This window comes from Ralstonia pickettii (assembly GCF_001699815.1).
Classification (GTDB): domain Bacteria; phylum Pseudomonadota; class Gammaproteobacteria; order Burkholderiales; family Burkholderiaceae; genus Ralstonia; species Ralstonia thomasii.
Genome location: NZ_MCGB01000039.1, coordinates 39665 through 59381, shown reverse-complemented (window position 1 = coordinate 59381; position 19717 = coordinate 39665). Strand labels below are relative to the sequence as shown.

The 19717-nt window shown below is 65.2% G+C and carries 25 protein-coding genes and 1 tRNA gene; 21 read left to right on the top strand and 5 right to left on the bottom strand.

Annotation, left to right across the window (positions count from 1 at the left end; all coding sequences use genetic code 11):
- Positions 1-77 precede the first annotated feature (77 nt).
- From alc to BEK68_RS07005, 4 genes are all read left to right on the top strand, one after another.
- A complete protein-coding gene (gene alc / locus BEK68_RS07020) occupies positions 78-1088 on the top strand; it encodes an allantoicase (RefSeq protein WP_012436701.1) in 1011 nt (336 codons plus the stop codon).
- On the top strand, positions 1085-1612 hold the full coding sequence (locus BEK68_RS07015) for an ureidoglycolate lyase (RefSeq protein WP_012436700.1): 528 nt from the start codon (positions 1085-1087) through the stop codon (positions 1610-1612). Before alc ends, BEK68_RS07015 begins: the two co-directional genes overlap by 4 nt.
- A gap of 92 nt (positions 1613-1704) precedes the next feature.
- The gene (locus tag BEK68_RS07010) at positions 1705-2979 is read left to right on the top strand and encodes a M20/M25/M40 family metallo-hydrolase (RefSeq protein WP_012436699.1); all 1275 of its coding nucleotides are present in this window, start codon (positions 1705-1707) and stop codon (positions 2977-2979) included.
- Between the two features lie 235 nt (positions 2980-3214).
- Positions 3215-3565: an arsenate reductase family protein gene (locus tag BEK68_RS07005; protein WP_012436698.1), complete on the top strand. Its 351-nt coding sequence runs from the start codon at positions 3215-3217 to the stop codon at positions 3563-3565.
- A gap of 125 nt (positions 3566-3690) precedes the next feature.
- Here BEK68_RS07005 and BEK68_RS26450 read toward each other — a convergent pair whose 3' ends face one another.
- The 3 genes from BEK68_RS26450 to BEK68_RS06990 all read right to left on the bottom strand — a co-directional run bounded on the left by BEK68_RS26450 (position 3691) and on the right by BEK68_RS06990 (position 5616).
- Complete coding sequence (locus tag BEK68_RS26450; RefSeq protein WP_004628714.1) at positions 3691-3957, bottom strand: hypothetical protein; 267 nt, start codon at positions 3955-3957, stop codon at positions 3691-3693.
- A 274-nt stretch (positions 3958-4231) separates the two neighbouring features.
- Entirely contained in the window at positions 4232-4963 is a 732-nt protein-coding gene (locus tag BEK68_RS06995) for a hypothetical protein (RefSeq protein WP_004628715.1), read from the bottom strand.
- Positions 4960-5616, bottom strand: coding sequence for an MBL fold metallo-hydrolase (locus BEK68_RS06990; RefSeq protein WP_004628716.1), 657 nt, complete (start codon positions 5614-5616; stop codon positions 4960-4962). Before BEK68_RS06990 ends, BEK68_RS06995 begins: the two co-directional genes overlap by 4 nt.
- Before the next feature lie 201 nt (positions 5617-5817).
- Here BEK68_RS06990 and BEK68_RS06985 point away from each other — a divergent pair, with 201 nt between their 5' ends.
- Positions 5818-6549, top strand: a complete 732-nt coding sequence (locus tag BEK68_RS06985; RefSeq protein ID WP_024542308.1) for a septal ring lytic transglycosylase RlpA family protein — start codon at positions 5818-5820, stop codon at positions 6547-6549.
- A gap of 26 nt (positions 6550-6575) precedes the next feature.
- Here BEK68_RS06985 and rsmI read toward each other — a convergent pair whose 3' ends face one another.
- Positions 6576-7478: a 16S rRNA (cytidine(1402)-2'-O)-methyltransferase gene (gene rsmI / locus BEK68_RS06980; protein ID WP_004628718.1), complete on the bottom strand. Its 903-nt coding sequence runs from the start codon at positions 7476-7478 to the stop codon at positions 6576-6578.
- Between the two features lie 35 nt (positions 7479-7513).
- Between rsmI and BEK68_RS06975 the strand changes: the two genes are divergently transcribed.
- From BEK68_RS06975 to BEK68_RS06910, 14 genes are all read left to right on the top strand, one after another.
- On the top strand, positions 7514-7891 hold the full coding sequence (locus BEK68_RS06975; RefSeq protein ID WP_004628719.1) for a YraN family protein: 378 nt from the start codon (positions 7514-7516) through the stop codon (positions 7889-7891).
- 40 nt (positions 7892-7931) lie between these two features.
- Positions 7932-8750, top strand: coding sequence for a BON domain-containing protein (locus BEK68_RS06970; RefSeq protein ID WP_004628720.1), 819 nt, complete (start codon positions 7932-7934; stop codon positions 8748-8750).
- Positions 8751-8884: 134 nt separating this feature from the next.
- The gene (locus BEK68_RS06965) at positions 8885-9241 is read left to right on the top strand and encodes a c-type cytochrome (protein ID WP_012436696.1); all 357 of its coding nucleotides are present in this window, start codon (positions 8885-8887) and stop codon (positions 9239-9241) included.
- Positions 9238-10530 (top strand): NAD(P)/FAD-dependent oxidoreductase, encoded by a 1293-nt coding sequence (locus BEK68_RS06960; protein ID WP_012436695.1) that lies wholly within the window; start codon positions 9238-9240, stop codon positions 10528-10530. Before BEK68_RS06965 ends, BEK68_RS06960 begins: the two co-directional genes overlap by 4 nt.
- Before the next feature lie 125 nt (positions 10531-10655).
- Complete coding sequence (locus BEK68_RS06955; protein ID WP_012436694.1) at positions 10656-11543, top strand: O-acetylserine/cysteine exporter; 888 nt, start codon at positions 10656-10658, stop codon at positions 11541-11543.
- Between the two features lie 173 nt (positions 11544-11716).
- A complete protein-coding gene (locus tag BEK68_RS06950; RefSeq protein ID WP_012436693.1) occupies positions 11717-12064 on the top strand; it encodes a c-type cytochrome in 348 nt (115 codons plus the stop codon).
- A 10-nt stretch (positions 12065-12074) separates the two neighbouring features.
- Positions 12075-12545: a thiosulfate oxidation carrier protein SoxY gene (gene soxY, locus BEK68_RS06945; protein ID WP_012436692.1), complete on the top strand. Its 471-nt coding sequence runs from the start codon at positions 12075-12077 to the stop codon at positions 12543-12545.
- 18 nt (positions 12546-12563) lie between these two features.
- Positions 12564-12875 carry a thiosulfate oxidation carrier complex protein SoxZ gene (gene soxZ / locus BEK68_RS06940; RefSeq protein ID WP_004628733.1) on the top strand — a complete coding sequence of 104 codons (312 nt, stop codon included), beginning with the start codon at positions 12564-12566 and terminating at the stop codon, positions 12873-12875.
- A 16-nt stretch (positions 12876-12891) separates the two neighbouring features.
- On the top strand, positions 12892-13347 hold the full coding sequence (locus BEK68_RS06935; protein ID WP_012436691.1) for a DsrE family protein: 456 nt from the start codon (positions 12892-12894) through the stop codon (positions 13345-13347).
- 40 nt (positions 13348-13387) lie between these two features.
- Positions 13388-14188 (top strand): sulfur oxidation c-type cytochrome SoxA, encoded by an 801-nt coding sequence (gene soxA / locus BEK68_RS06930; RefSeq protein WP_027693088.1) that lies wholly within the window; start codon positions 13388-13390, stop codon positions 14186-14188.
- A gap of 16 nt (positions 14189-14204) precedes the next feature.
- On the top strand, positions 14205-14867 hold the full coding sequence (gene soxX / locus BEK68_RS06925; protein WP_012436689.1) for a sulfur oxidation c-type cytochrome SoxX: 663 nt from the start codon (positions 14205-14207) through the stop codon (positions 14865-14867).
- 4 nt (positions 14868-14871) lie between these two features.
- Positions 14872-15369 carry a TlpA family protein disulfide reductase gene (locus tag BEK68_RS06920; protein ID WP_012436688.1) on the top strand — a complete coding sequence of 166 codons (498 nt, stop codon included), beginning with the start codon at positions 14872-14874 and terminating at the stop codon, positions 15367-15369.
- Positions 15366-17087, top strand: coding sequence for a thiosulfohydrolase SoxB (gene soxB / locus BEK68_RS06915; protein ID WP_012436687.1), 1722 nt, complete (start codon positions 15366-15368; stop codon positions 17085-17087). The genes BEK68_RS06920 and soxB overlap by 4 nt, the downstream gene beginning before the upstream one ends.
- Positions 17088-17135: 48 nt before the next feature.
- A tRNA-Ala gene (locus BEK68_RS06910) sits at positions 17136-17211 on the top strand.
- A 97-nt stretch (positions 17212-17308) separates the two neighbouring features.
- Here the strand turns inward: BEK68_RS06910 and BEK68_RS06905 are convergent.
- On the bottom strand, positions 17309-17983 hold the full coding sequence (locus BEK68_RS06905) for a type I restriction endonuclease subunit R, EcoR124 family (RefSeq protein ID WP_012436686.1): 675 nt from the start codon (positions 17981-17983) through the stop codon (positions 17309-17311).
- Between the two features lie 708 nt (positions 17984-18691).
- Between BEK68_RS06905 and BEK68_RS06895 the strand changes: the two genes are divergently transcribed.
- Positions 18692-19060, top strand: coding sequence for a hypothetical protein (locus BEK68_RS06895; protein WP_012436685.1), 369 nt, complete (start codon positions 18692-18694; stop codon positions 19058-19060).
- Positions 19061-19269: 209 nt separating this feature from the next.
- A complete protein-coding gene (locus tag BEK68_RS06890) occupies positions 19270-19665 on the top strand; it encodes a hypothetical protein (RefSeq protein ID WP_082873110.1) in 396 nt (131 codons plus the stop codon).
- Positions 19666-19717: the final 52 nt, after the last annotated feature.

The following is a 19717-nucleotide window of genomic DNA, read 5'->3' as shown; positions in this document are numbered from 1 at the left end:
TCGAGTGTCCTGACTCGCCGTTTTTGTTCGATGGGCTGGCCGTATAACATCCAGAGACAAACACCAAGGAGTTCCACATGGCGATGCCTACGCTCGATCCGAACGCGCCGGATTTCACGCGCCGATATCCGAACCTGGCGGACCCCCGCCTTGGCGCCGAGGCCACGTTCGCGACCGACGAATTCTTCGCACCGAAAGACCGCATGCTCAATCCCGAGCCGGCGGTGTTCATTCCCGGCAAGTACGACGACCACGGCAAGTGGATGGATGGCTGGGAAACGCGTCGCCGCCGCAATGGTGGCTATGACCACTGCATCGTCCGCCTGGCCCGCCCGGGCGTCGTGAAGGGTGTGGACATCGACACCAGCCACTTCACAGGCAACTTTCCGCCGGCCGCTTCCATCGAAGCTGCCTATCTGCCGGATGGCGAGCCGACCGATGCCACACAGTGGACTGAAATCGTTCCGTCGACCACGCTGCAAGGCAACAGTCACGCCTACGTGGCCGTGGCCAGCACGCAAGCCTTCACGCACCTGCGCGTGAACATCTTCCCGGATGGCGGCATCGCGCGCCTGCGCGTCTACGGCCAGCCGCAGGTCGACTGGAAGGGCGCGGACCGCACCAAGCTGTTCGACCTGGCCGCCATGGAAAACGGCGCCTACGTGGTCGAAGCGAACAACGAACATTTTGGGCCGGCTTCCCGCATGCTGATGCCGGGCCGTGGCGTGAACATGGGCGATGGCTGGGAAACGCGCCGCCGCCGCGAACCGGGCAACGACTGGTGCGTGATCGCCCTGGCCAACCCGGGCCGCATCCGCAAGATCGAAGTCGACACCGCCCACTTCAAGGGCAACTTCGCTGACCGCGTTTCCATCCAGGCCGCCCGCGTGGTGGGCGGCACCGACAGCTCGCTGAAGACGCAGGCGATGTTCTGGCAAACGCTGCTGCCCGAGCAGAAGCTGCAGATGGATCTGCAGCACTACTACGAGGCGGAAATCGCCGACCTGGGCATCGTCACGCACGTGCGCTTCAACATGTTCCCGGACGGTGGTGTGTCGCGTCTGCGCCTGTGGGGGGTGATCGAATGAGCCAAGAAACCGCCGCACGCATTGCGCTGACCATCGAGCCGCTCACGCGCGAAGCCTTCGCGCCGTTCGGCGATGTGATCGAGCTGGAAGGGGCCAAGCAATTCCCCATCAACCAGGGCACGACCATCCGCTTTCACGACCTCGCCAACGTCGATGTGGGCGAGGGCGGCCGCGCGCTGATCAGCCTGTTCCGTGGCCAGCCGCGTACGCTGCCGTTCGAGATCAAGATGCTGGAGCGCCACCCGCGTGGCAGCCAGGCCTTCATCCCGCAGAACGACAAGCCGTATCTGGTGGTTGTGGCGCCGGCCGGCGAGCTGGATCCGTCCAAGTTGCGCGCGTTCGTCTCGCGTGGCTGGCAAGGCGTGAACTATGCGCGCGGCGTGTGGCATCACCCGCTGCTGGCCCTGGGCGAGGTGAGCGATTTCATCGTCGTCGACCGTGGTGGCGAAGGCCACAACTGCGACGAGCAAGACCTGGCCGAATCGGTGTGGTTGACCGCCGAGGCCATGCAGGGCGCGCTGTAAGCATCGCATCATCGGTGCCGATCCTGAGCCCCCGCACAACGGGGGCTCAGTCACTTTCAATCTCCGTCCCCCGCAATCAGCGAGACATCGACATGACCCAGGCCCAACTTGCTACCCCCGGCATCGATGCGGATATCCGCGCGTTTGTCGAGGCCGCGCACGCGCAGCAGATTGAATTCCTGCGCGAGCTGGTGAAGGTGCCGTCGGACAACCCGTCCGGCGATTGCGCTCCGCATGCCGTGCGCGCCAAGGCGCTGCTGGAGGCGCTGGGCCTGACGGTCGAGGCGCATGCCGTGCCGCAGGCGCAGGTACGTGCCGCCGGCATGGTCAGCGCCACCAACCTGATCGTGCGGCACACCTTCGGTAGCGGCGGCCCCACGGTTGCCATGAACGCACACGGCGATGTCGTCCCGCCCGGCCTTGGCTGGACGCACGATCCGTACGGCGGCGAGACCGTCGAGACCGAACACGGCCCCACCATGTTCGGCCGCGGCGTGGCGGTGTCCAAGTCGGACTTCGCCACGTACACGTGGGCGCTGCTTGCGCTGATCGACGCGGAAAAGCGCGGCGCGAAGCTCAATGGCACCGTCGAACTCCATTTCACCTACGACGAAGAAACCGGCGGCGATATCGGCCCGAAGTGGCTGCTGGATCAGGGCTTAAGCAAGCCCGATTACGCCATCTCCGCCGGCTTTGCCTATGGCATCACTTCGGCGCACAACGGCTGCCTGCACGTGCAGGTGACGGTGCGCGGCAAGCAGGCGCACGCTGCCATGCCGCATACGGGCATCGACGCCATCGAGGCAGCCACGCATATCCTGCAAGCCGTGTATGCCTATCGCGCAGAACTCGCAACGCGCAAATCCGCCGTGCCGGGCATCGACCACGTAACGCTCAACGTCGGTTTGATCCAGGGCGGCATCAACACCAACGTGGTGCCCGATCTGGTGACGTTCCGCGTTGACCGCCGGATGATTCCTGAAGAAGCCGGGCGCGATGCAGAAGGCGAACTGCGCGCCGTGATCGAGCGCGCGGCGGCAGAACGGCCGGGGATCGAGGTTTCAGTCGAACGCATTCTCTTGGCAGAGCCGCTTGCCGAACTGCCGGGCGTGGACGCGCTGATTGGCGCGCTGCGACGGAATGCGCTGGCGGTGTTTGGTGGCGATGTGCCGGTGCACGGCGTGCCGCTGTATACCGATGCGCGGCATTACACGGCGCATGGCGTGCCGACGGTCCTGTATGGCGCGGGGCCGCGCACGTTGATGGAAGCGCGTGGGCACAACACGGATGAGAACCTGCGGTTGAATGATCTGCGGGGCGCGACTGTGGTGGTGGGGTGCGCTGTGGGGGAGTTGTTGGGCGGATGATTGATATCGCTTGATGGCATTGTTTTGCGGGGTCGGCTTTGGTCGGCCCTTTTGCTTTTGGGTTTTTTTTTGGGACTTGGCGGTCCATCCCCCTTTCGGTCCCGGCAGGGAACGAAACAGGGGTGCACCAACAAGCTCAAAAATCACGAACCCCCTCACAACCAACCACGAAACCAGCAACCACACGCCAGCCCTTAAGATTGCTGCACGTTCCATCAAGCCAAAACCAGAGCCCATGCAGATCTACCACAACCCCCGCTGCTCCAAATCCCGCACCGCCCTCGAACAAGCCCAATCCTTCGCCGCAAAAAACGGCGAACAACTCGAGGTCATCGAATACCTGGCCACGCCGCCCACGCTGGCCGACCTCAAAAAGCTCGCAGCGCAACTCGACACACCGCTGCGCAGCCTGATCCGCGAAAACGAAGACGAATACGCGCAACTCAATCTGGCCGATGCATCCGATGACGCGCTGCTCAAGGCCATCGCAGCACATCCGAAGCTGCTGCAGCGCCCAGTGCTCGTTCGCAACGGCCGCGCCACCATCGGTCGCACGCCCGAAGCGCTCGACGTATTCCTGAAGTAATTCACCGCGCCCCACAAAGTTGAACGGCCTGCCGATTTCCATCGGACAGGCCGTTCAGGGGTGGCCGTATCTCGCTTTGCGCGAGGGCCGGGGCTGCGTCCGTCAAGACGCGCAAGGGCACCGGTTTATTCCAGGCCCATCCATCGAGCCATTTCTGACCCGAAACCTACTGCCAGCAGGGCGGCAAGCACCACTGCCAGCGCCGCCGCGGTCGAGACCATGGCGACTTTCATGACTTCTGCGTCGTGGTGCGCGTTGCTGTGCGTGTGATGCAGATGCTGCGCACGCATGCTCAACGGAACCGCCTTCGCAGAGGATTTGCGATGCCAATGCAAGCGCTCCGTCATCGCTCGCAAGTGTTGCGTGTCAAACGCGTCACGGGAAAATCGCACCGCGGTACCTCCCGTTGTTGGCTGATAGCCGACGCCGGCACGCACCGGCGTCGGGGGCACGTGCGGCCCGAAGACGATACGGCAAGCAAATGGCGTATGCGAGTGGCTTTGCTTGTCGGCGCCGGGTGGCGCAGTCGTCTGGTCGCCTCGCACAAACCCAGCGTAGACGGGGGTTTGCGACCCCGCAAGTTGCGTTGCGGCATGGTGCGCGAATCACGCGGGCAAGAGGCAAACCGCGCGCGGGTCTTCGCGAAATGCGTGACGTGTCCGGCGCTCAATCCTGAGCAGATTGCTGGGACACTTGTGCGGCGGCGCGCTCGCCTTCGCGCTTGCGCAGTTCGGCGAGCATGTTGCAGAAGAGCGCGCCTTGCTCTTTTGCGTCATCCAGCGCGATATGCGTGTGCGGCAGCGGGTCGTGCCAGTGCTCGGGGAAGGCCGCTTTGACGTTGCGCCGATACGGCATGCCAGTGAGCGCAAAAGCTAGCGTCTTGATGTCGAGCGCCGCCCAGCCAAACGGCGAGCGCCCTGCAAATCGCATCATGTACCAGAACATGTACGTGAAATCGAAGCCCGCCGGAAACGCCACGAACACGGGCTTGCCGGGCAAACTCTCGATCCATTCCACGTAACGCGGCAGGGCCACCTCGGGCGCTTCGAGGTTCGTGCGGCACGCGGCCCATGCCTCGGGCTGCGTTTTCCACCATTGCATCTGGATCGGGTGGCCTTCTGCGCCCGGCAGCGTTTCAAGGTTCGCTTCAAACGTGCCGACGAGCGTCTTGTCGGCCAGGTACGCCGCGCTGGCAAAGCTCAGCATCGAATGCGGTCCGGGGATGGGGCCGTCGGCCTCGATGTCTGTGCTGACGTAGATTTCGGGCCGCGTGTCGGGCAGCTGGTTGCCCCGCTTGCGGCGGGGCTTGTCGGCCGGCGCAGCGGGCGCGCTGTCGGCGAAGGGGTCGTCGCTCTCGTTGGCGCTGTCCTTGGCGCTGTCGTTGGTGGTCCCGCTCATGCTGAGCCCTCGTTGGCAAACAGGCGGTCAGCAACGTACGGGTTGCTGGCGCGCTCCTCGCCAAAGGTCGAGACCGGCCCATGGCCCGGCACAAAGGTGACGTCGTCGCCGAGTGGCCACAGCTTGGTACGGATCGCGTTGATCAGGTCCGCATGGTTGCCACGCGGAAAATCGGTGCGGCCGATCGACCCCGCGAACAGCACGTCGCCGACGATGGCAACGCGGTCTTGCGCGCTGAAGAACACCACGTGGCCGGGTGTGTGGCCAGGACAGTGGAACACCTGCAGTGTGCGGCCTGCGGCTTCCACGGTGTCGCCGTCTTCCAGCCAGCGGTCGGGCACGAACGCCTTGGCGGGCGGAAAGCCAAAGCGCTGGCTCTGCGCTGGCAGCTGATCGATCCAGAACGCTTCATCCTTCTGCGGCCCTTCGATCGGCACGCCGAGCTGCGTGCGCAGGGCGTCGGCGGCGGCGCAGTGGTCGACGTGGCCATGCGTGAGCAGGATTTTTTCGATGCGCGCGCCGTGTTGCTTGGCGGCAGCCAGGATGCGCTCGATATCGCCGCCCGGGTCGGTGACGGCGGCAGTGCCATCGTCACCAATCAGCAGCGTGCAGTTCTGTTCAAACGGCGTAACGGGGACGACAACGACTTTCATGTGATCTTATGTGCGCATTTGCACGTGGCAGGGATAACCCGATTGTATCGGGCCGAGCCCGCGCCAGCACTGGGCTTGCGGGGTGCGCCGTTACATCGGAAAGAAAATATTACAAAATTGGTGCGAGATGACAGCATGATGTGATCGTTTTAATAGGAAATGTAAATAAACGATCGAAGCATGCATGTTAGACTCGCGGCCATGCTCAAGTTGACCCGTCCGATTTCCAGCCTTCCGGCCGGCCGCACCCTGCGTGCCTGGCTGACGCATGGCACCGCGCTGCTGGTGCTGGCGGGCTGTGCCGCAGTTCCTAGCGAACCGCCCGCGGGCAGGCAATCCGGTCTTCAGGCCAGCAAACCCGCTGCGCCTGCATTGAAGCTGGCCGACCCGCGCGACAACCCCGATGCCTGGGGCACGCTGTCGTTCCGTGGCGTGCCGGATTCGAGCAGCCTCAAGCTCGACGAGAACACCGATACGAGCCCCGGCCTGCGCGCTGACCTCGGCACCTTCGAACAGCGCGGCCTGGCGTCTTGGTACGGCCGCGGCTTCCACGGCCGCCGCACCGCCAGCGGCGAGCGCTTCGATATGCATGCATTCACGGTGGCGCATCCGTCGCTGCCGCTGCAGAGCTGGGTGCTGGTGCGCAATCTCGCCAATGACCGCGTGGTCGTGGCCAAGGTGACCGATCGCGGCCCCTACTATGGCAAGCGCATCCTCGACATGTCGTATGCCGCGGCCAAGCGGCTGGACTTCGTCAAGCGCGGCTCGACGCAGGTGGAAATCCGCCGACTGTCACGGGCGGAAGTTGAAGCGCTGCGCCCTGAGCTGACGCAGACCGATGTCGCCAGCAACGACGGCGATGCCGATGTGGGTGGTGATGAACCCGCACCGGCGAAGAAGAAGGCGATGAAGCGCCGCGCCAAGCACCGCTGAGCCGCTGATTCGGCCACCGTCCTGCCTCAGTCCTTCCCTTCGTTTTTCAACGCCAGCGCGCTCTGATACAGCGTGTCTACCGACGCGCCCGTAATCGCTCCGGCCAGCTTGGCTGCGCGCTTGGCGGGCAGCTCGACCAATAGCAGACGCAAGACCTGATCCGCCGCCATGGCGGTCGGTGCCGCGTCCTGCGCGCCTGCGCCTTCCACGACCAGCACGAATTCACCCTTGCCGTGCGAGGCATCGGCGGCAAGCCATGCGGGCCCATCCGCAGCGGGCAGCACGACGATCTGCTCGAACAGCTTGGTCAACTCGCGGCCGATCAGGATGCGTCGGGCGGGCAGGTGTTCTGCCAACGCGGCGAGCGTGGCCTCGATGCGATGCGGCGCCTCGTACAGAACCCATGCCGGCCCGTGCGTGGCCCATTGGCGGATGGCCGCTTCGCGCTGCCCGGCCTTGGGCGGCAGGAAGCCGACGAAGGTGAACTGCCCGCCGGACGTGTCGAGCAATTCCCCGGCGGCGGAAAGCGCCGTCACCACCGCGCTCGCGCCCGGTAGCGGAATCACGCGCTGGCCTGCAGCGCGCACCGCCTCGACAATGCGCGAGCCCGGGTCCGATACGCCCGGCGTGCCCGCATCCGACACATAGGCGATGCGCTCGCCCTGCGCCAGCCGCGCGACGATGCGCGCCGCGGCCTCGCGCTCGTTGTGTTCGTGCGCCGCGAGCATCGGCCGCGACAGCCCCAGCCGATGGAGCAGTTGCCCGGTATTGCGCGTGTCTTCGCAGGCCACCGCGTCGACGATGCCCAGCACGTAACGCGCCCGCAGCGACACGTCGGCAGCGTTCCCGATGGGGGTAGCCACCACATATAATGCGCCGGCGGGATAGTGCTGGTCGTGCGCCAGCAGGGTCCAGTCAGGATCACTCACGAGAACTTCTCTCTGTTACTTGATTCAAACCGCGAATGCATGCGCCGCAGCCCATCACAGCCGCCACCGGTGAAGCCGGTGAAGACCGCGCGCTGCGCTACTTGCAGGCACGCGGGTTGGCCGTGGTCAGCCGCAATTATCGCTGCAAGGGCGGCGAGATCGATCTGGTGATGCGCGATGCCGCCGGCGCGCTGGTGTTCGTTGAAGTGCGTGCCCGCGTGGCGCGCTCCACGCAGCGCTTCGGCGGGGCGGCCGCAAGTGTCACGCCCGCCAAGCAGCGTCGCCTGATTGCCGCGGCTGAAGATTTTCTCGCGCGGCAGGTTGAAGATGTGCCGGCCTGCCGTTTTGACGTCATCGCCATCGATGGCGCGCGTATCGAATGGATGCGCGATGCCTTTGGTGTTGACGCATGAACCCCGCTCTTCTTTCTTCCGCACTTCATTCAAGGACAGCATGAAACTCTCGTCGCCTACGTTTGCCCGTTTCCGTCGCACGGTCACGCGCACCGCCGTGCTGGCCGCCCTGGCCGGCATGACCGCAACGCAGTTGACCGCCTGCTTCCCGCTGTTTGCGGGCGCCGTGGCCGGCGGCGTGGCGCTTGCGACCGACCGGCGCCCAACCGCCACCCAGACCATCGACCGCGGCCTGCAGATGGAAGCCGAGAACACGCTGATCTCGCGCTACGACGGCCGCGCCCACGTGAACGTGACGGTCTACAACCGCAAGGTCCTGCTGACCGGCGAAGCCGGCACTGAGCAGACCAAGCAGGAGATCGGCCAATACGCGCAGAAGCTGCAGAACGCACGTGAGGTCGTCAACGAGATCGTGGTGACGCCGGAGTCGAGCACGTTCGGCTCGCGCACCAATGACACGTACATCACCACCAAGGTGAAGAGCGTGCTGGCCGGCACGGAAGGCCTGCCCTGGAACTCCATCAAGGTGACCACCGAAGCGCAGACCGTCTTCCTGCTGGGCGTGGTGACCGAGGCCGAAGGCAACCGCGCCACCGAAGCCGTGCGCACCGTGAGCGGCGTCAACAAGGTCGTGAAGGTGTTCGACTACGTGACCGAAGACGAGCGCAAGCGCCTGGACGCCAATGCCACGTCGACCAACCCGTCGACCGCGCCCGACGCGTCGCAAGGCACGCCAACCCGCACGCAGGGTACGCCGACGGCCACGCAGGCACCGGCCCCGGTCACGTCGGCCGCGCCGGGCGTGACCGTGTCGCCCACCACCTCGCCCGCGCTGCCGCCGGGCAAGCAACTGCCGTAAGCCAGCGCGGCCACACCGCATCGCAAGAAACGCAGGCACCGCGCTGCGTTTTTTGTTGGCTGCACGCATCACAGGGCGCATGGCCGGCCGTGCGTGTTAGCGTATGACGCTCCCGCGACTTCGCAGCCCCCCCGATGCCCGTCGTCCACCGCCCTGCCGCCGCAGCACTGCTTGCGGCGCTGCTTACGGCCCCTGCGCCCGATGTGGCCCATGCGGCCGATCATCCCCCCACCAATCTGCAGGCCCGCACCTGGGCTGCCACGTGCGCCAGCTGCCATCACGCCGATACCGCCCCTGGCGCCAAGCTCCCCGCGCAGACGTTGCCGCCGCTGACCGGTCGCTCGCAGGCCGAGCTGATCGACACCATGCAAGCCTTTCGCAGCGGCGCGCGCCCCTCCACGGTGATGGGCCAGATCGCCCGCGGTTATGACGATGCGCAGATCGCCGCCATTGCCGGCTGGCTGTCGCGCCAACCGCAGGAGGCGCCATGAGCGAACGGCTGCGCAAGGATCGACGCGCACTCCTGCGTGCGCTCGGGGCAACTGCGCTTGCCGGGCCGCTGGCCGCATGCGCTTCGCTGTCGGGTGTGCGCAATGCGCGCGTTGTAGTGGTTGGCGGCGGCTACGGCGGCGCGACGGCTGCCAAGTATGTGCGCGTGTTTTCCGGCGGCCATGTCGACGTGACGCTGGTCGAGCCGAACGCCGCGTTCGTCTCATGCCCGCTGTCGAATCTCGTGCTGTCGGGCGACCGTGACATGGCGTCGATCACCGTGCCGTATGACGCGCTGGTCGAGCGCCACGGCGTGCGGTGGGTGCGCGACCGCGCATCGGCCATCGACCCTGGCGCCAAGCAGGTGCGGCTGGCAGGCGGCGGCACGCTTGATTACGACCGGCTGATCCTCTCGCCCGGCATCGATTTCGTGCCCGGAGCCATCCCGGGTCTCGCCAATGCGGCCACCGCGGCGCAGGCGCCGCACGCATGGAAGGCCGGCGTGCAGACGCTGGCGCTGCGCCATCGGCTCGAAGCCATGCCCAACGGCGGCACGGTGGCGATCAGCATTCCGCTGGCGCCATACCGCTGCCCGCCCGCGCCGTACGAGCGTGCGTGCCTGATCGCCAACTGGCTGCAGCGCGCCAAGCCCGATTCGCGCGTGCTCATCCTCGATGCCAACGACGACGTCACGTCCAAGGGGGCGCTGTTCAAGCGCGTGTGGGCAGAGCGTTATCCACAGCACATCGAATATCGCCCGCAATACAACGCCGTCGACATCGATGCCACGGGCCGCGTGCTCAAGTTCGATGTGCAGGACGACGTGCAGGCCGATGTCGTCAACCTGATCCCGCCGCAGCGCGCCGGGGCGATTGCCGTGCAAGCCGGGTTGGCGACGGCCAACGGGCGCTGGTGCGAAGTGGACTTCCTGTCGTTTGAATCCAAGGTGGCGCCGGGCGTGCATGTGATTGGCGATGCCATCCAGACCGCGCCGCTGATGCCCAAGTCGGGCCACATGGCCAATCAGCACGGCAAGGTGGCCGCCGCCGCCGTGGTGGCGATGCTGGCCGGGCACGCGCCCGATGCGTCACCGCTGTACACCAACACCTGCTACAGCTTTGCCACGCCCGACGAGGCCATGCACGTGGCAACCGTCCACCGTTACGACGCGACCGAGCACACCATGGTGACGGTGCCCGGCGCCGGCGGGCTTTCCGACGTGCCTTCCGCAGCGGAGGGCAAGCTGGCGCAAGGCTGGAGCCGCGCCATCTGGTCGGACATGCTCGGTTGAATGTCAGGCGGAAGGTGCGGCCCCGGGCACAAACAATGCGCAAGATTGTGCAAGTCGTGTAAGCGGCCCGCGCCTACAGTGCGTCATGTGGCCGCACGGGCGGCCGTCCGAACCTTCCGATCATCATGTCTCCCAAGGATCTGCTGCTGGCCCTGACCGTTGTGCTGGTGTGGGGCGTCAACTTCGTCGTCATCAAGGTGGGCCTGCACGGCGTGCCGCCCATGCTGCTGGGTGCGCTGCGCTTTGCGCTGGTCGCCTTCCCGGCTGTGCTGTTCGTGCCACGCCCAAAGATTGCGCTCAAGTGGCTGGTGGCTTACGGCGCCACCATCAGCTTCGGGCAGTTCGCGTTCCTGTTCTCCGCCATGTATGTGGGCATGCCGGCGGGGCTGGCCTCGCTGGTGCTGCAGTCGCAGGCGTTCTTTACGCTGACGATTGCCGCCATCGTGCTGCGCGAGCCGATCCGCTGGTTCCATCTGGCCGGCATGGCGGTGGCCGCGGGCGGGTTGGCCGCTATCGGCATGGCGGGCGGCGGCTCGGTCACGGGCATGACCACCGCCGGCTTCTTGCTGACGCTGTGCGCGGCGTTTTCGTGGGCCAGCGGCAACATCGTCACCAAGCGGATCGGGCCGGTGAATGTGGTGAGCCTGGTGGTGTGGGGTGCGGCCATCCCGCCGGTTCCGTTCTTCCTGCTGTCGTACTGGCTGGAGGGGCCGGAGCAGATTGCGCACAGCCTGGCGAACATCAGCGCGTCGAGCATCGGCGCGATCGTCTACCTGTCCTTTGGCGCCACCATCTTCGGCTACAGCCTGTGGAGCCGCCTGCTGGCGCGCTACGCGGCCAGCCAGGTTGCGCCGCTCACGCTGCTGGTGCCGGTGGTGGGGCTGGTGTCGGCGGCCGTGCTGCTGGGCGAGCGCCTGGTGCCGGCCCAATGGCTGGGCGGCGCCGTGGTGATGGCCGGGCTGCTGCTCAACGTGTTTGGCGGCCGGCTGGCGGCGCGGCGGGCGATGGCCTGATCGCCGCATCCCCATCAAACCAGCGCCCGGGCCGAAAAGTACCGGGCGTTTTGCTTTGCGGGCGACATTTGCGGGCGACATAGGATTTGGCCTGTTTCGGGCACAATACCGGGTCCGATTCCCGCCATTTCGCCCGCACACGCATGCGGGCAGCCTCGTCTTCTGGAGACCACATGAAGTTCGCCCCCACGCTCGCGGCTGCGGCGGTGCTGGCCGGCCTGGCGCTGTCCGCCACGCCCGCCCTGGCTGCCGTTGATGCTGCCCGCGCCTTGTCCATCGCCAACCAGAACGCCTGCATGGGCTGCCACGCCGTCGACCGCAAGCTCGTCGGCCCGGCCTACCAGGACGTTGCCGCCAAGTACAAGGGCGATGCCGGCGCGCAAGCCAAGCTCATCAAGAAGGTGCGCGAAGGCGGCATGGGCAACTGGGGCCAGATCCCGATGCCGGCCAACCCGAAGATTGCCGATGCCGATCTGAAAACCGTGATCGACTGGGTGCTCGCGGGCGCCCCGGCCAAGTGAGGAACGGACGATGAACGACGCAATCAACCTGGGCCGCCGCGACGTGCTGCGCGCCGGCGCCATGATGGCACTGCTGGTGTCCGCCGGCATTGCCACGCCGGCCCAGGCGGCCGAGTGGAACAAGGCCGCCTTTGCCGTGAAGGGCGTGAACGACGTGCTCAAGCAACTGGGCGGTGGCGCGGTGGAGAAGGGCGGCGCCGGCATCCAGCTCACCGCACCGGACATTGCTGAGAACGGCGCCGTGGTGCCACTGGTCGTGACCAGCACGCTGCCCGGCACCGACCTTATCGCCATCCTGGTCGAAAAGAACCCGAACACGCTGGCCGCAACGTTCGCCATTCCGGCCGGCACCGACCCGTTTGTGAGCACGCGCGTGAAGATGGGCGAGACCTCAACGGTCTACGCCGCCGTGCGCGCCAACGGCAAATGGGTGCTGGCGAGCAAGGAAGTGAAGGTCACCCTTGGTGGCTGCGGCGGTTAAACCTCAGGAGAACACACCATGGCTGACCCGATGCGCATTCGCGCAATGGAAAACGGCGGCACCACCGACGTGAAGATCCTGATGAAGCACGACATGGAAACCGGCCAGCGCAAAGACGCGTCCGGCAAGGTCGTGCCCGCCTGGCACATCACCAACGTGACGGTGCAGCACAGCGGCAAGACCGTGCTCGACGCGCAGTTCGGCCCGGCCGTGTCGAAAGATCCGTTCCTCAACTTCAAGTTCAAGGGCGGCGCCAAGGGCGACAAGGTGACGGTCACGTGGGTCGACAACCACGGCGACAAGCGCACCGACGAAACGTCTATCCAGTAAGCCCCCGGAGGCCCAAATGCGACGCAGCTTCTTTCGTGTGACCGCCGCGCTGGCGGCCTTGGGCGTGGCCGGCAAGGCCGCTGCCCAGAACGCCCCGCGCGCTGGCGGCGGCGGTGCCCGCTACAAGGTGGTCTACCAGTTGAGCGAAGGCATCGACCAGGCTGTGCGCGCCATCGGCAACCTGCGCAACCACCTGAACGGCGCACCCGGCACGAAGATCGTGGTGGTGGCGCTGGGCCACGGCATCGACTTCCTCGTTGAAGGCGCCAAGGATGCGCAGGGGCGCCCGTTTGATGCGCCCGTGGCCGCGCTGGCCAGCATGGGCGTGGAGTTTCGCGTGTGCCACAACTCGCTGATGGCCTTCAAGGTGCCGGAAGACAAGCTGCTGCTCGAAGCCAAGGTGGTGCCGGCCGGCGTGGTGGAAATCACCCGCTTGCAGCAGGAAGAAGGTTTCGCCTATATCAAACCGTAGGCGACCCACGGAGGGGACCGTGAAACACAAGACATGGACGATGGTGCTGGCTGCGGCGTGGGTTGCCGGCAGCGCCGTCATGGCATCCGCGCAGGACGCCAAGGACAGCACCGCCGCCGGCATCGCGCAGTACCGCGAGATGCTGGCCGACGGCAACCCGGCCGAACTCTGGGAAGCCGCCGGCGAAGAACTCTGGAAGAAGCCCGCCGGCCCCAAGCAGGCCTCGCTCGAAGCGTGCGACCTGGGCCTGGGCCCCGGCGTGGTGAAGGGCGCCTACGCCAAGCTGCCGCGCTTCTTCAAAGACACCGGCCGCGTGATGGACGCCGAACAGCGCCTCATGCATTGCCGCATGACGCTGCAAGGGCTGACCAAGGAAGAGGCATCGGCGCGCCCGTTCTCGTCGCCCGGCAAGGCGTCGGACATTGAACGGCTGATGGCGTACGTGGCTTCGGAATCGCGGGGCGCGGCCATCGACATTCCGCTCGCCCACCCCGAAGAAAAGCGCGTGTACGAACTCGGCCGGCGCATGTTCTTCTACCGCGGCGGCGCGTACGACTTTGCCTGCGCCACGTGCCATGCCCAGCCGGGTTTGCGCATCCGCCTGCAGGAGTTGCCTGACTTGCTGACCGCCGACGGCGCGCGCTTTGCGTATTCCACATGGCCCGGTTATCGCGTCTCGCAGGGAGAGGTACGCACGATGCAGCACCGCCTGTACGACTGCCTGCGCCAGCAGCGCTTTCCGGAACCGCTCTACGGCAGCGAGGTGATTACCGCGCTGGAGATGTTCCTCGCCCGCAACGCCAACGGCGGCAAGATGGACGCGCCGTCCATCAAACGATGACACGATGAGGCCACGCATGACCCGACTGACCCCCATCGTTCTGACGGCGCTGACACTGGCCCTGGCTGCCGGCACGGCGCACGCAGCGGACGCCACCGCCAAGGGCGTAACCGCACCCAAGCCCGATGCCAAGGCCGACGCGGCACTCGCCAAGGCCATCCACGAGAGCTTTGTCTCCAAAGGCCCGGCCACCGTCGAAGGCGTGACCGACCGCGACGACGTGCAGAAGATCTGCAGCCAGTTTGCCGACCGCAACGCCGTGCCCGCAGCAGTTGCCAAGAAGCTGGAAGACGCGCAATTCAAGACCATCCACTACCCGGCTGACAACACCTGGCTGGGCGACTGGAAGGAAGGCGAGAAGACCGCGCAGAGCGGCCGCGGCATGCAGTTTTCCGACCCGGCCGGCGGCGCGAACGGTGCCAACTGCTATGCCTGCCACCGCCTGTCGAAAGACGAAGTGTCGTACGGCACCATCGGCCCGTCGCTGTACCAGTACGGCAAGCTGCGCGGCGATTCTGAGGCGATCCTGCGCTACACGTGGGGCAAGATCTACAACTCCAACGCGTATGCGGCGTGCTCCAACATGCCGCGCTTCGGGCACAAGGGCATCCTGACCGAGCAGCAGATTCGCGATGTGATGGCGCTGTTGTTCGACCCGGCCTCGCCCGTGAACCAGTAACGCCATGCGTACGCTTCGACGGTTCCTGATGTGGACGGCGGCAATGGTGCTCGTTGCCAGCACCGCGCAGGCCGTCGAAGTGGGCGACGTGGCGGCGCTGCCCGACGTGCAGCTGCTCGACGGCACGCGCGTGCCGGGCGATGCGTGGCGCGGGCACCCCGTCATCATCGCCACGTGGGCATCGTGGTGCCCGTTCTGCGCGCTGCAGAATCCGCGCCTGCAAAAGCTGTATGACGCCACGCGCGGCACGGACCTGCGCATCCTTACCATCAGCATCGACGCCAACCCGCAGCTTGCGAAGGACTACGTCGCCAAGCGCGGCTTCACCTTTCCGGTGACGATGGAAACCGACGCGCTGTGCGCCGCCACCGGCCCGCGCAAGGGCCTGCCCGAACTGCTCGTGCTCGACGCCAAGGGCCGCGTGGTGCGCAAGGAAGTCGGCGAGATGCTGGAAGACGACGTGGCCGACCTCGCACGCTACGCACACAACCCCAAGCAATGAACCGCCGCGAATTCGTTCAAGCCCTGGCGATTGCCGCAGCCGCCGGCCTGCGCCTGACCGACGCCCACGCAGATACGTTCAGCTACGACGTACCCCGTTTCGGCAACGTCCACCTGCTGCACTTCACCGACTGCCACGCGCAGTTGCTGCCCATCGAATACCGCGAGCCCAACGTCAACCTCGGCGTGGCGCAATGGGCCGGGCAGCCGCCGCATCTGGTCGGGCACGCGCTGCTCAAGCGTTACGGCATTGCGCCGGGCTCGCGCGCCGCGCACGCGCTCACGTCGCTCGACTTTACCGAGGCCGCGCGCCGCTACGGCCGCATGGGCGGCTTTGCCCACCTGGCCACGCTCATCAAGCGGCTGCGCGCCACGCGCCCGAATGCGCTGCTGCTGGACGGCGGCGACACCTGGCAGGGCTCCGCCACCGCGCTGTGGACCAACGGCCAGGACATGGTCGACGCCGCCCTCGCGCTGGGCGTGGACGTCATGACCCCGCACTGGGAAATGACCTACGGCGCCGACCGAGTGCGCCACGTGGTCGATCACGATTTCAAGAACAAGGTCGCCTTTGTCGCGCAGAACATCCAGACCGCCGACTTTGGTGATCCGGTGTTCGACCCGTATGTGCTGCGCGAGCTGAACGGCGTGCCGGTCGCCATCATCGGGCAGGCGTTTCCGTACACGCCGATCGCGCACCCGGCCGATTTCACGCCCGACTGGACCTTCGGCATTCAGGAAGAACGGCTGCAGAAGATGATTGACGAGGCGCGCGGCAAGGGCGCCAAGGTGGTTGTGCTGCTGTCGCACAACGGCATGGATGTCGACCTGAAGCTCGCCTCGCGCGTGCGCGGGTTGGATGCCATCCTGGGCGGGCATACGCACGATGCCGTGCCCGCGCCCGTCAAGGTCAGCAACCCGGGCGGTGTGACGCTCGTCACCAACGCGGGCGCCAACGGCAAGTTTGTCAGCGTGCTCGATCTGGATGTGCGCGGCGGCACCGTGCGCGACATCCGCTATACGTTGCTGCCCGTGTTTGCCGACCTCCTGCCGCCCGACCCCGCCATGACGGCGCTGATTGACCGCGTGCGCGCGCCGTACAAAGACAAGCTGGGCGAAACGCTGGCCACCAACCGCGGCCTGCTGTACCGGCGCGGCAACTTCAACGGCACGTTCGACCAGCTCATCGTTGATGGGCTGATGCACGCGCAGGGCGCCGAGATTGCCTTCTCGCCCGGCTTCCGCTGGGGCACCACGCTGCTGCCCGGCGAGGCCCTGACCATGGAAGCGCTGATGGCCCAGACTGCCATCACGTACCCGGCCACCACGCTGACTGAGATGACCGGCGCCACCATCAAGACCGTGCTGGAAGACGTGGCCGACAACCTGTTCAACCCAGACCCGTACTACCAGCAGGGCGGCGACATGGTGCGCACCGGCGGCCTGCGCTACACCATCGACCCGATGAAGCCCATGGGCCAGCGCATTACCGACATGCGCTTAGGCCCGGGCGACGGCAAGCCCATCGACGCCGACCGCCGCTACAAGGTGGCCGGCTGGGCCGCCGTGTCACCCGAAGCCCGCAAGGCCGGCGGCCGCCCCGTATGGGACGTGCTGGCCGACTGGCTGCGCGACCAGCGCGAAGTGACCGCAAGGCCGCTGAACACGCCGCGCATTGTCGGCATGGAGGGCAATCCGGGCATGGAAAACGCGGGTTAAACCCCCGATTGAAAGGGCCTGGGGAGTTCGGGTAGACTCATTTCCCACGGGCTGATAGCTCAGCTGGGAGAGCGCCGCGTTCGCAATGCGGAGGTCGGGAGTTCGATCCTCCTTCGGTCCACCACATAAGAAAAAACCAACCGTTTTCGGTTGGTTTTTTGTTTGCCCGTTCCCTCCAGTGTTGGTGGAGGTTCGGCTACCTAGCCCGCGTGAAAGATTGATTAGACCGTTCCGCCGACGCCCTTAAACTTTTCTACGAAAGCGGCGATCTTCCGAAATACGTTTTGCTTTTTGGACAGGTATTGCGGATTTAGCGGACTCATCTTGGGCAAGAGGGCATTGAGTTCGGTCCCATTGTCACTGGCAAATTCACGCTTGAGCGAGGTGGCGATATAGCGTCTCGCTGCTTCCGCATTCAGGCTTTCGTCGGTGATCAACTCTTGCGCCTCGCGCTGTTGCTCCGCTTGGGCAAAGGTGAAGAAGGCATCAATCACACTGGCTTTGTCGCCAATCTGATCCAGATCGGTCTGATTGATGAAGTCCACCAGCAAGCTCTCTTTGGCGCGGTTGCCCAGGCTTGCGCGAATTACGCGGCGCACTTCGTCCACCAGCTCCGACTTGCTCTTCACCTTCTTGTTGTGCTCGAAGATCAGCTCCAGGATGTAGTCCAGGTTGATTTCCTGCGATTTGAGCAGGTCCACCTCAAAGACCACGTCATCCCAGTCGACGGTCGATTTTTCCTTCTCAGCACCCGCCTTTTCGCGGCGCAACCAATCGCGCACATCGTTGTAGGTGGAGCGGTAATCCTGAATTTTTCGCTCTGTGGGGAGCTTGATAGCTTGCAGTTCTGTCAGATCCTCGTCGTTCAGATAGTGTTTGGCCTTGAACGCCTCCACCGCTGCGTTCCTTCTAAAGCGGATATCAACGTCATGCCGATTGGCACAACCCGGTGAGGTTGGCTACCGCTGCGGCGTATCGCAATGCTGTACACAACTTTTGACGGAAAGCGCCCGCACATGGGGCGAGCAAGCCCGCTCACGCCGTTCGAATGTTGGAGCGTGAAGCGCGAGCCTCGAACCGTCGAATTCGACGCTCTGACACTGACGCTCGACCCTCAGACGGTGAAACGTGACCCTCAGACAGTGAGGTTCGAGTGTTTGAGGCTCAAACGCGACCACCAAAGGGTCGAATTCGACTGTTTGACACTGGCGCTCGACCCTCAAACAGTGAAACGCCAGTGTTTGACTCTCGCGTTCCACTGTCTGAGGGTGAAGCGCCACTGTTTGAGGCTGGAGCGTGACCTTCCGACCGTCGCTCCTGACGAATCAAGAATCCAACTTTCGCCGCTGCCCCCGTCGCTATAATCCATTCCGCTGCCGCACCAACGGTAGCCGGGTGTAGCGACCTGATCTATGCAGTACCTCTGGACGGCACTCGCACAGCGATTCGCCGGCAGGCACTCGCGCGCTTTCAAGGGCGGGCCGGGTGGGGAGACCTTCGGGTCTGCCGGTGCTCCAGAGAACCGGTTCGCTACCCCCGCCGTCTGGCCCGCCACCCCCGTGTAGCGACGAGCTGGCGGGCCTCCAACCACCTCTGGAGGCTCTATGCCAAATGCTGAAAGCGGGCACCGCCCCGCGTCGTATCCATCTCCACCCGCACCACCCAGCACTGCGCCCACGTCCTCCGACACAGGCAGGCTCACCAAAAACCGCACCTACCTGAACGGCGCAATCGCAGCGCAGGCGTATCTCAAGCGCACACGCACCGCCATGCGCACACACGGCCAGTGCCGCCCCGGCATGCTGCGCGAGCAGCTTCAACATCTGTCCGCGCACGCATTTCCGCCGGCTTTTATCAAAGGCTTTGTGGACGCGATTGATGCGTACGTATCGATGTCGCTCGGGGGCCGCGACGTCGATCCGCAAACGTGGGACGTATTAGCCGCCATAGAGCGGCGGGGCTACAGCCAATAACAACAGATTGACGCATTCCCGTGACGGGCGGGGATGCCTGGGTGGGCTCGGAGTGGTAGTTGCGCGTTGGCTGTTGGATTTGCCCGCTTCCGGCCCGAAGCGGTCGTTCCGGTATCCCTCTTGTTGGGTCCCGCGACTGAGCAAGCGCTAGACTGAGCAACCCCAAACCGCTCTCGTCAATCATGCAATGCACCGCCAGAAGGCTGGCTATGATCAGCATGCTCTTGTTGTCAGGCGCTGCATTGGCTCATCAGCCGTCGCAGGCAGACAAGCCCAGCGAATCAGCGCATCGGGCGGGGCCGAATGGTCTTGAAGGTTGGACGGTGATCTATCCGTCTCCGGACGGTCGGGGCTACCCCACCACCTTGGTTATCGCCCAGTTGGGGCACGTTATCCGTCGAATCCAAGGAGATCCATTGGTGTGGAAATGGATGTTTTGGGAAAACGGAAACCAAGTCGCCTATCAGACTGGATCGTTGCACTTCAACATGGCGTGCGTGCTAGTCGATATCGCCAGTGGCCGACAACTGGCGAATCTTGATTGCTATCGCGAACTTGCCGAGGATGCCCCTGCATGGAAGAAAGCCTTGCAGGGCGCACAGTAGATTGGCGGTCAATACAACGCATTGATGGAATCGTTCCGCCGGCATATCGCAG

What these genes read in the sequence shown, in the direction of transcription:
- BEK68_RS06990 (WP_004628716.1), bottom strand. Translation starts at nt 5,616, where the DNA reads ATGAAAGTCGTTGTCGTCCCCGTTACGCCGTTTGAACAGAACTGCACG.
- soxB (WP_012436687.1), top strand. Translation starts at nt 15,366, where the DNA reads ATGAACCGCCGCGAATTCGTTCAAGCCCTGGCGATTGCCGCAGCCGCC.
- BEK68_RS06985 (WP_024542308.1), top strand. Translation starts at nt 5,818, where the DNA reads ATGCTCAAGTTGACCCGTCCGATTTCCAGCCTTCCGGCCGGCCGCACC.
- BEK68_RS07015 (WP_012436700.1), top strand. Translation starts at nt 1,085, where the DNA reads ATGAGCCAAGAAACCGCCGCACGCATTGCGCTGACCATCGAGCCGCTC.
- BEK68_RS06935 (WP_012436691.1), top strand. Translation starts at nt 12,892, where the DNA reads ATGCGACGCAGCTTCTTTCGTGTGACCGCCGCGCTGGCGGCCTTGGGC.
- soxA (WP_027693088.1), top strand. Translation starts at nt 13,388, where the DNA reads ATGGTGCTGGCTGCGGCGTGGGTTGCCGGCAGCGCCGTCATGGCATCC.
- BEK68_RS06960 (WP_012436695.1), top strand. Translation starts at nt 9,238, where the DNA reads ATGAGCGAACGGCTGCGCAAGGATCGACGCGCACTCCTGCGTGCGCTC.
- BEK68_RS07005 (WP_012436698.1), top strand. Translation starts at nt 3,215, where the DNA reads ATGCAGATCTACCACAACCCCCGCTGCTCCAAATCCCGCACCGCCCTC.
- BEK68_RS06895 (WP_012436685.1), top strand. Translation starts at nt 18,692, where the DNA reads ATGCCAAATGCTGAAAGCGGGCACCGCCCCGCGTCGTATCCATCTCCA.
- soxY (WP_012436692.1), top strand. Translation starts at nt 12,075, where the DNA reads ATGAACGACGCAATCAACCTGGGCCGCCGCGACGTGCTGCGCGCCGGC.
- BEK68_RS06995 (WP_004628715.1), bottom strand. Translation starts at nt 4,963, where the DNA reads ATGAGCGGGACCACCAACGACAGCGCCAAGGACAGCGCCAACGAGAGC.
- soxZ (WP_004628733.1), top strand. Translation starts at nt 12,564, where the DNA reads ATGGCTGACCCGATGCGCATTCGCGCAATGGAAAACGGCGGCACCACC.
- soxX (WP_012436689.1), top strand. Translation starts at nt 14,205, where the DNA reads ATGACCCGACTGACCCCCATCGTTCTGACGGCGCTGACACTGGCCCTG.
- BEK68_RS07010 (WP_012436699.1), top strand. Translation starts at nt 1,705, where the DNA reads ATGACCCAGGCCCAACTTGCTACCCCCGGCATCGATGCGGATATCCGC.
- BEK68_RS06970 (WP_004628720.1), top strand. Translation starts at nt 7,932, where the DNA reads ATGAAACTCTCGTCGCCTACGTTTGCCCGTTTCCGTCGCACGGTCACG.
- alc (WP_012436701.1), top strand. Translation starts at nt 78, where the DNA reads ATGGCGATGCCTACGCTCGATCCGAACGCGCCGGATTTCACGCGCCGA.
- BEK68_RS06955 (WP_012436694.1), top strand. Translation starts at nt 10,656, where the DNA reads ATGTCTCCCAAGGATCTGCTGCTGGCCCTGACCGTTGTGCTGGTGTGG.
- BEK68_RS06890 (WP_082873110.1), top strand. Translation starts at nt 19,270, where the DNA reads ATGATCAGCATGCTCTTGTTGTCAGGCGCTGCATTGGCTCATCAGCCG.
- BEK68_RS06965 (WP_012436696.1), top strand. Translation starts at nt 8,885, where the DNA reads ATGCCCGTCGTCCACCGCCCTGCCGCCGCAGCACTGCTTGCGGCGCTG.
- BEK68_RS06975 (WP_004628719.1), top strand. Translation starts at nt 7,514, where the DNA reads ATGCATGCGCCGCAGCCCATCACAGCCGCCACCGGTGAAGCCGGTGAA.
- BEK68_RS06920 (WP_012436688.1), top strand. Translation starts at nt 14,872, where the DNA reads ATGCGTACGCTTCGACGGTTCCTGATGTGGACGGCGGCAATGGTGCTC.
- BEK68_RS06950 (WP_012436693.1), top strand. Translation starts at nt 11,717, where the DNA reads ATGAAGTTCGCCCCCACGCTCGCGGCTGCGGCGGTGCTGGCCGGCCTG.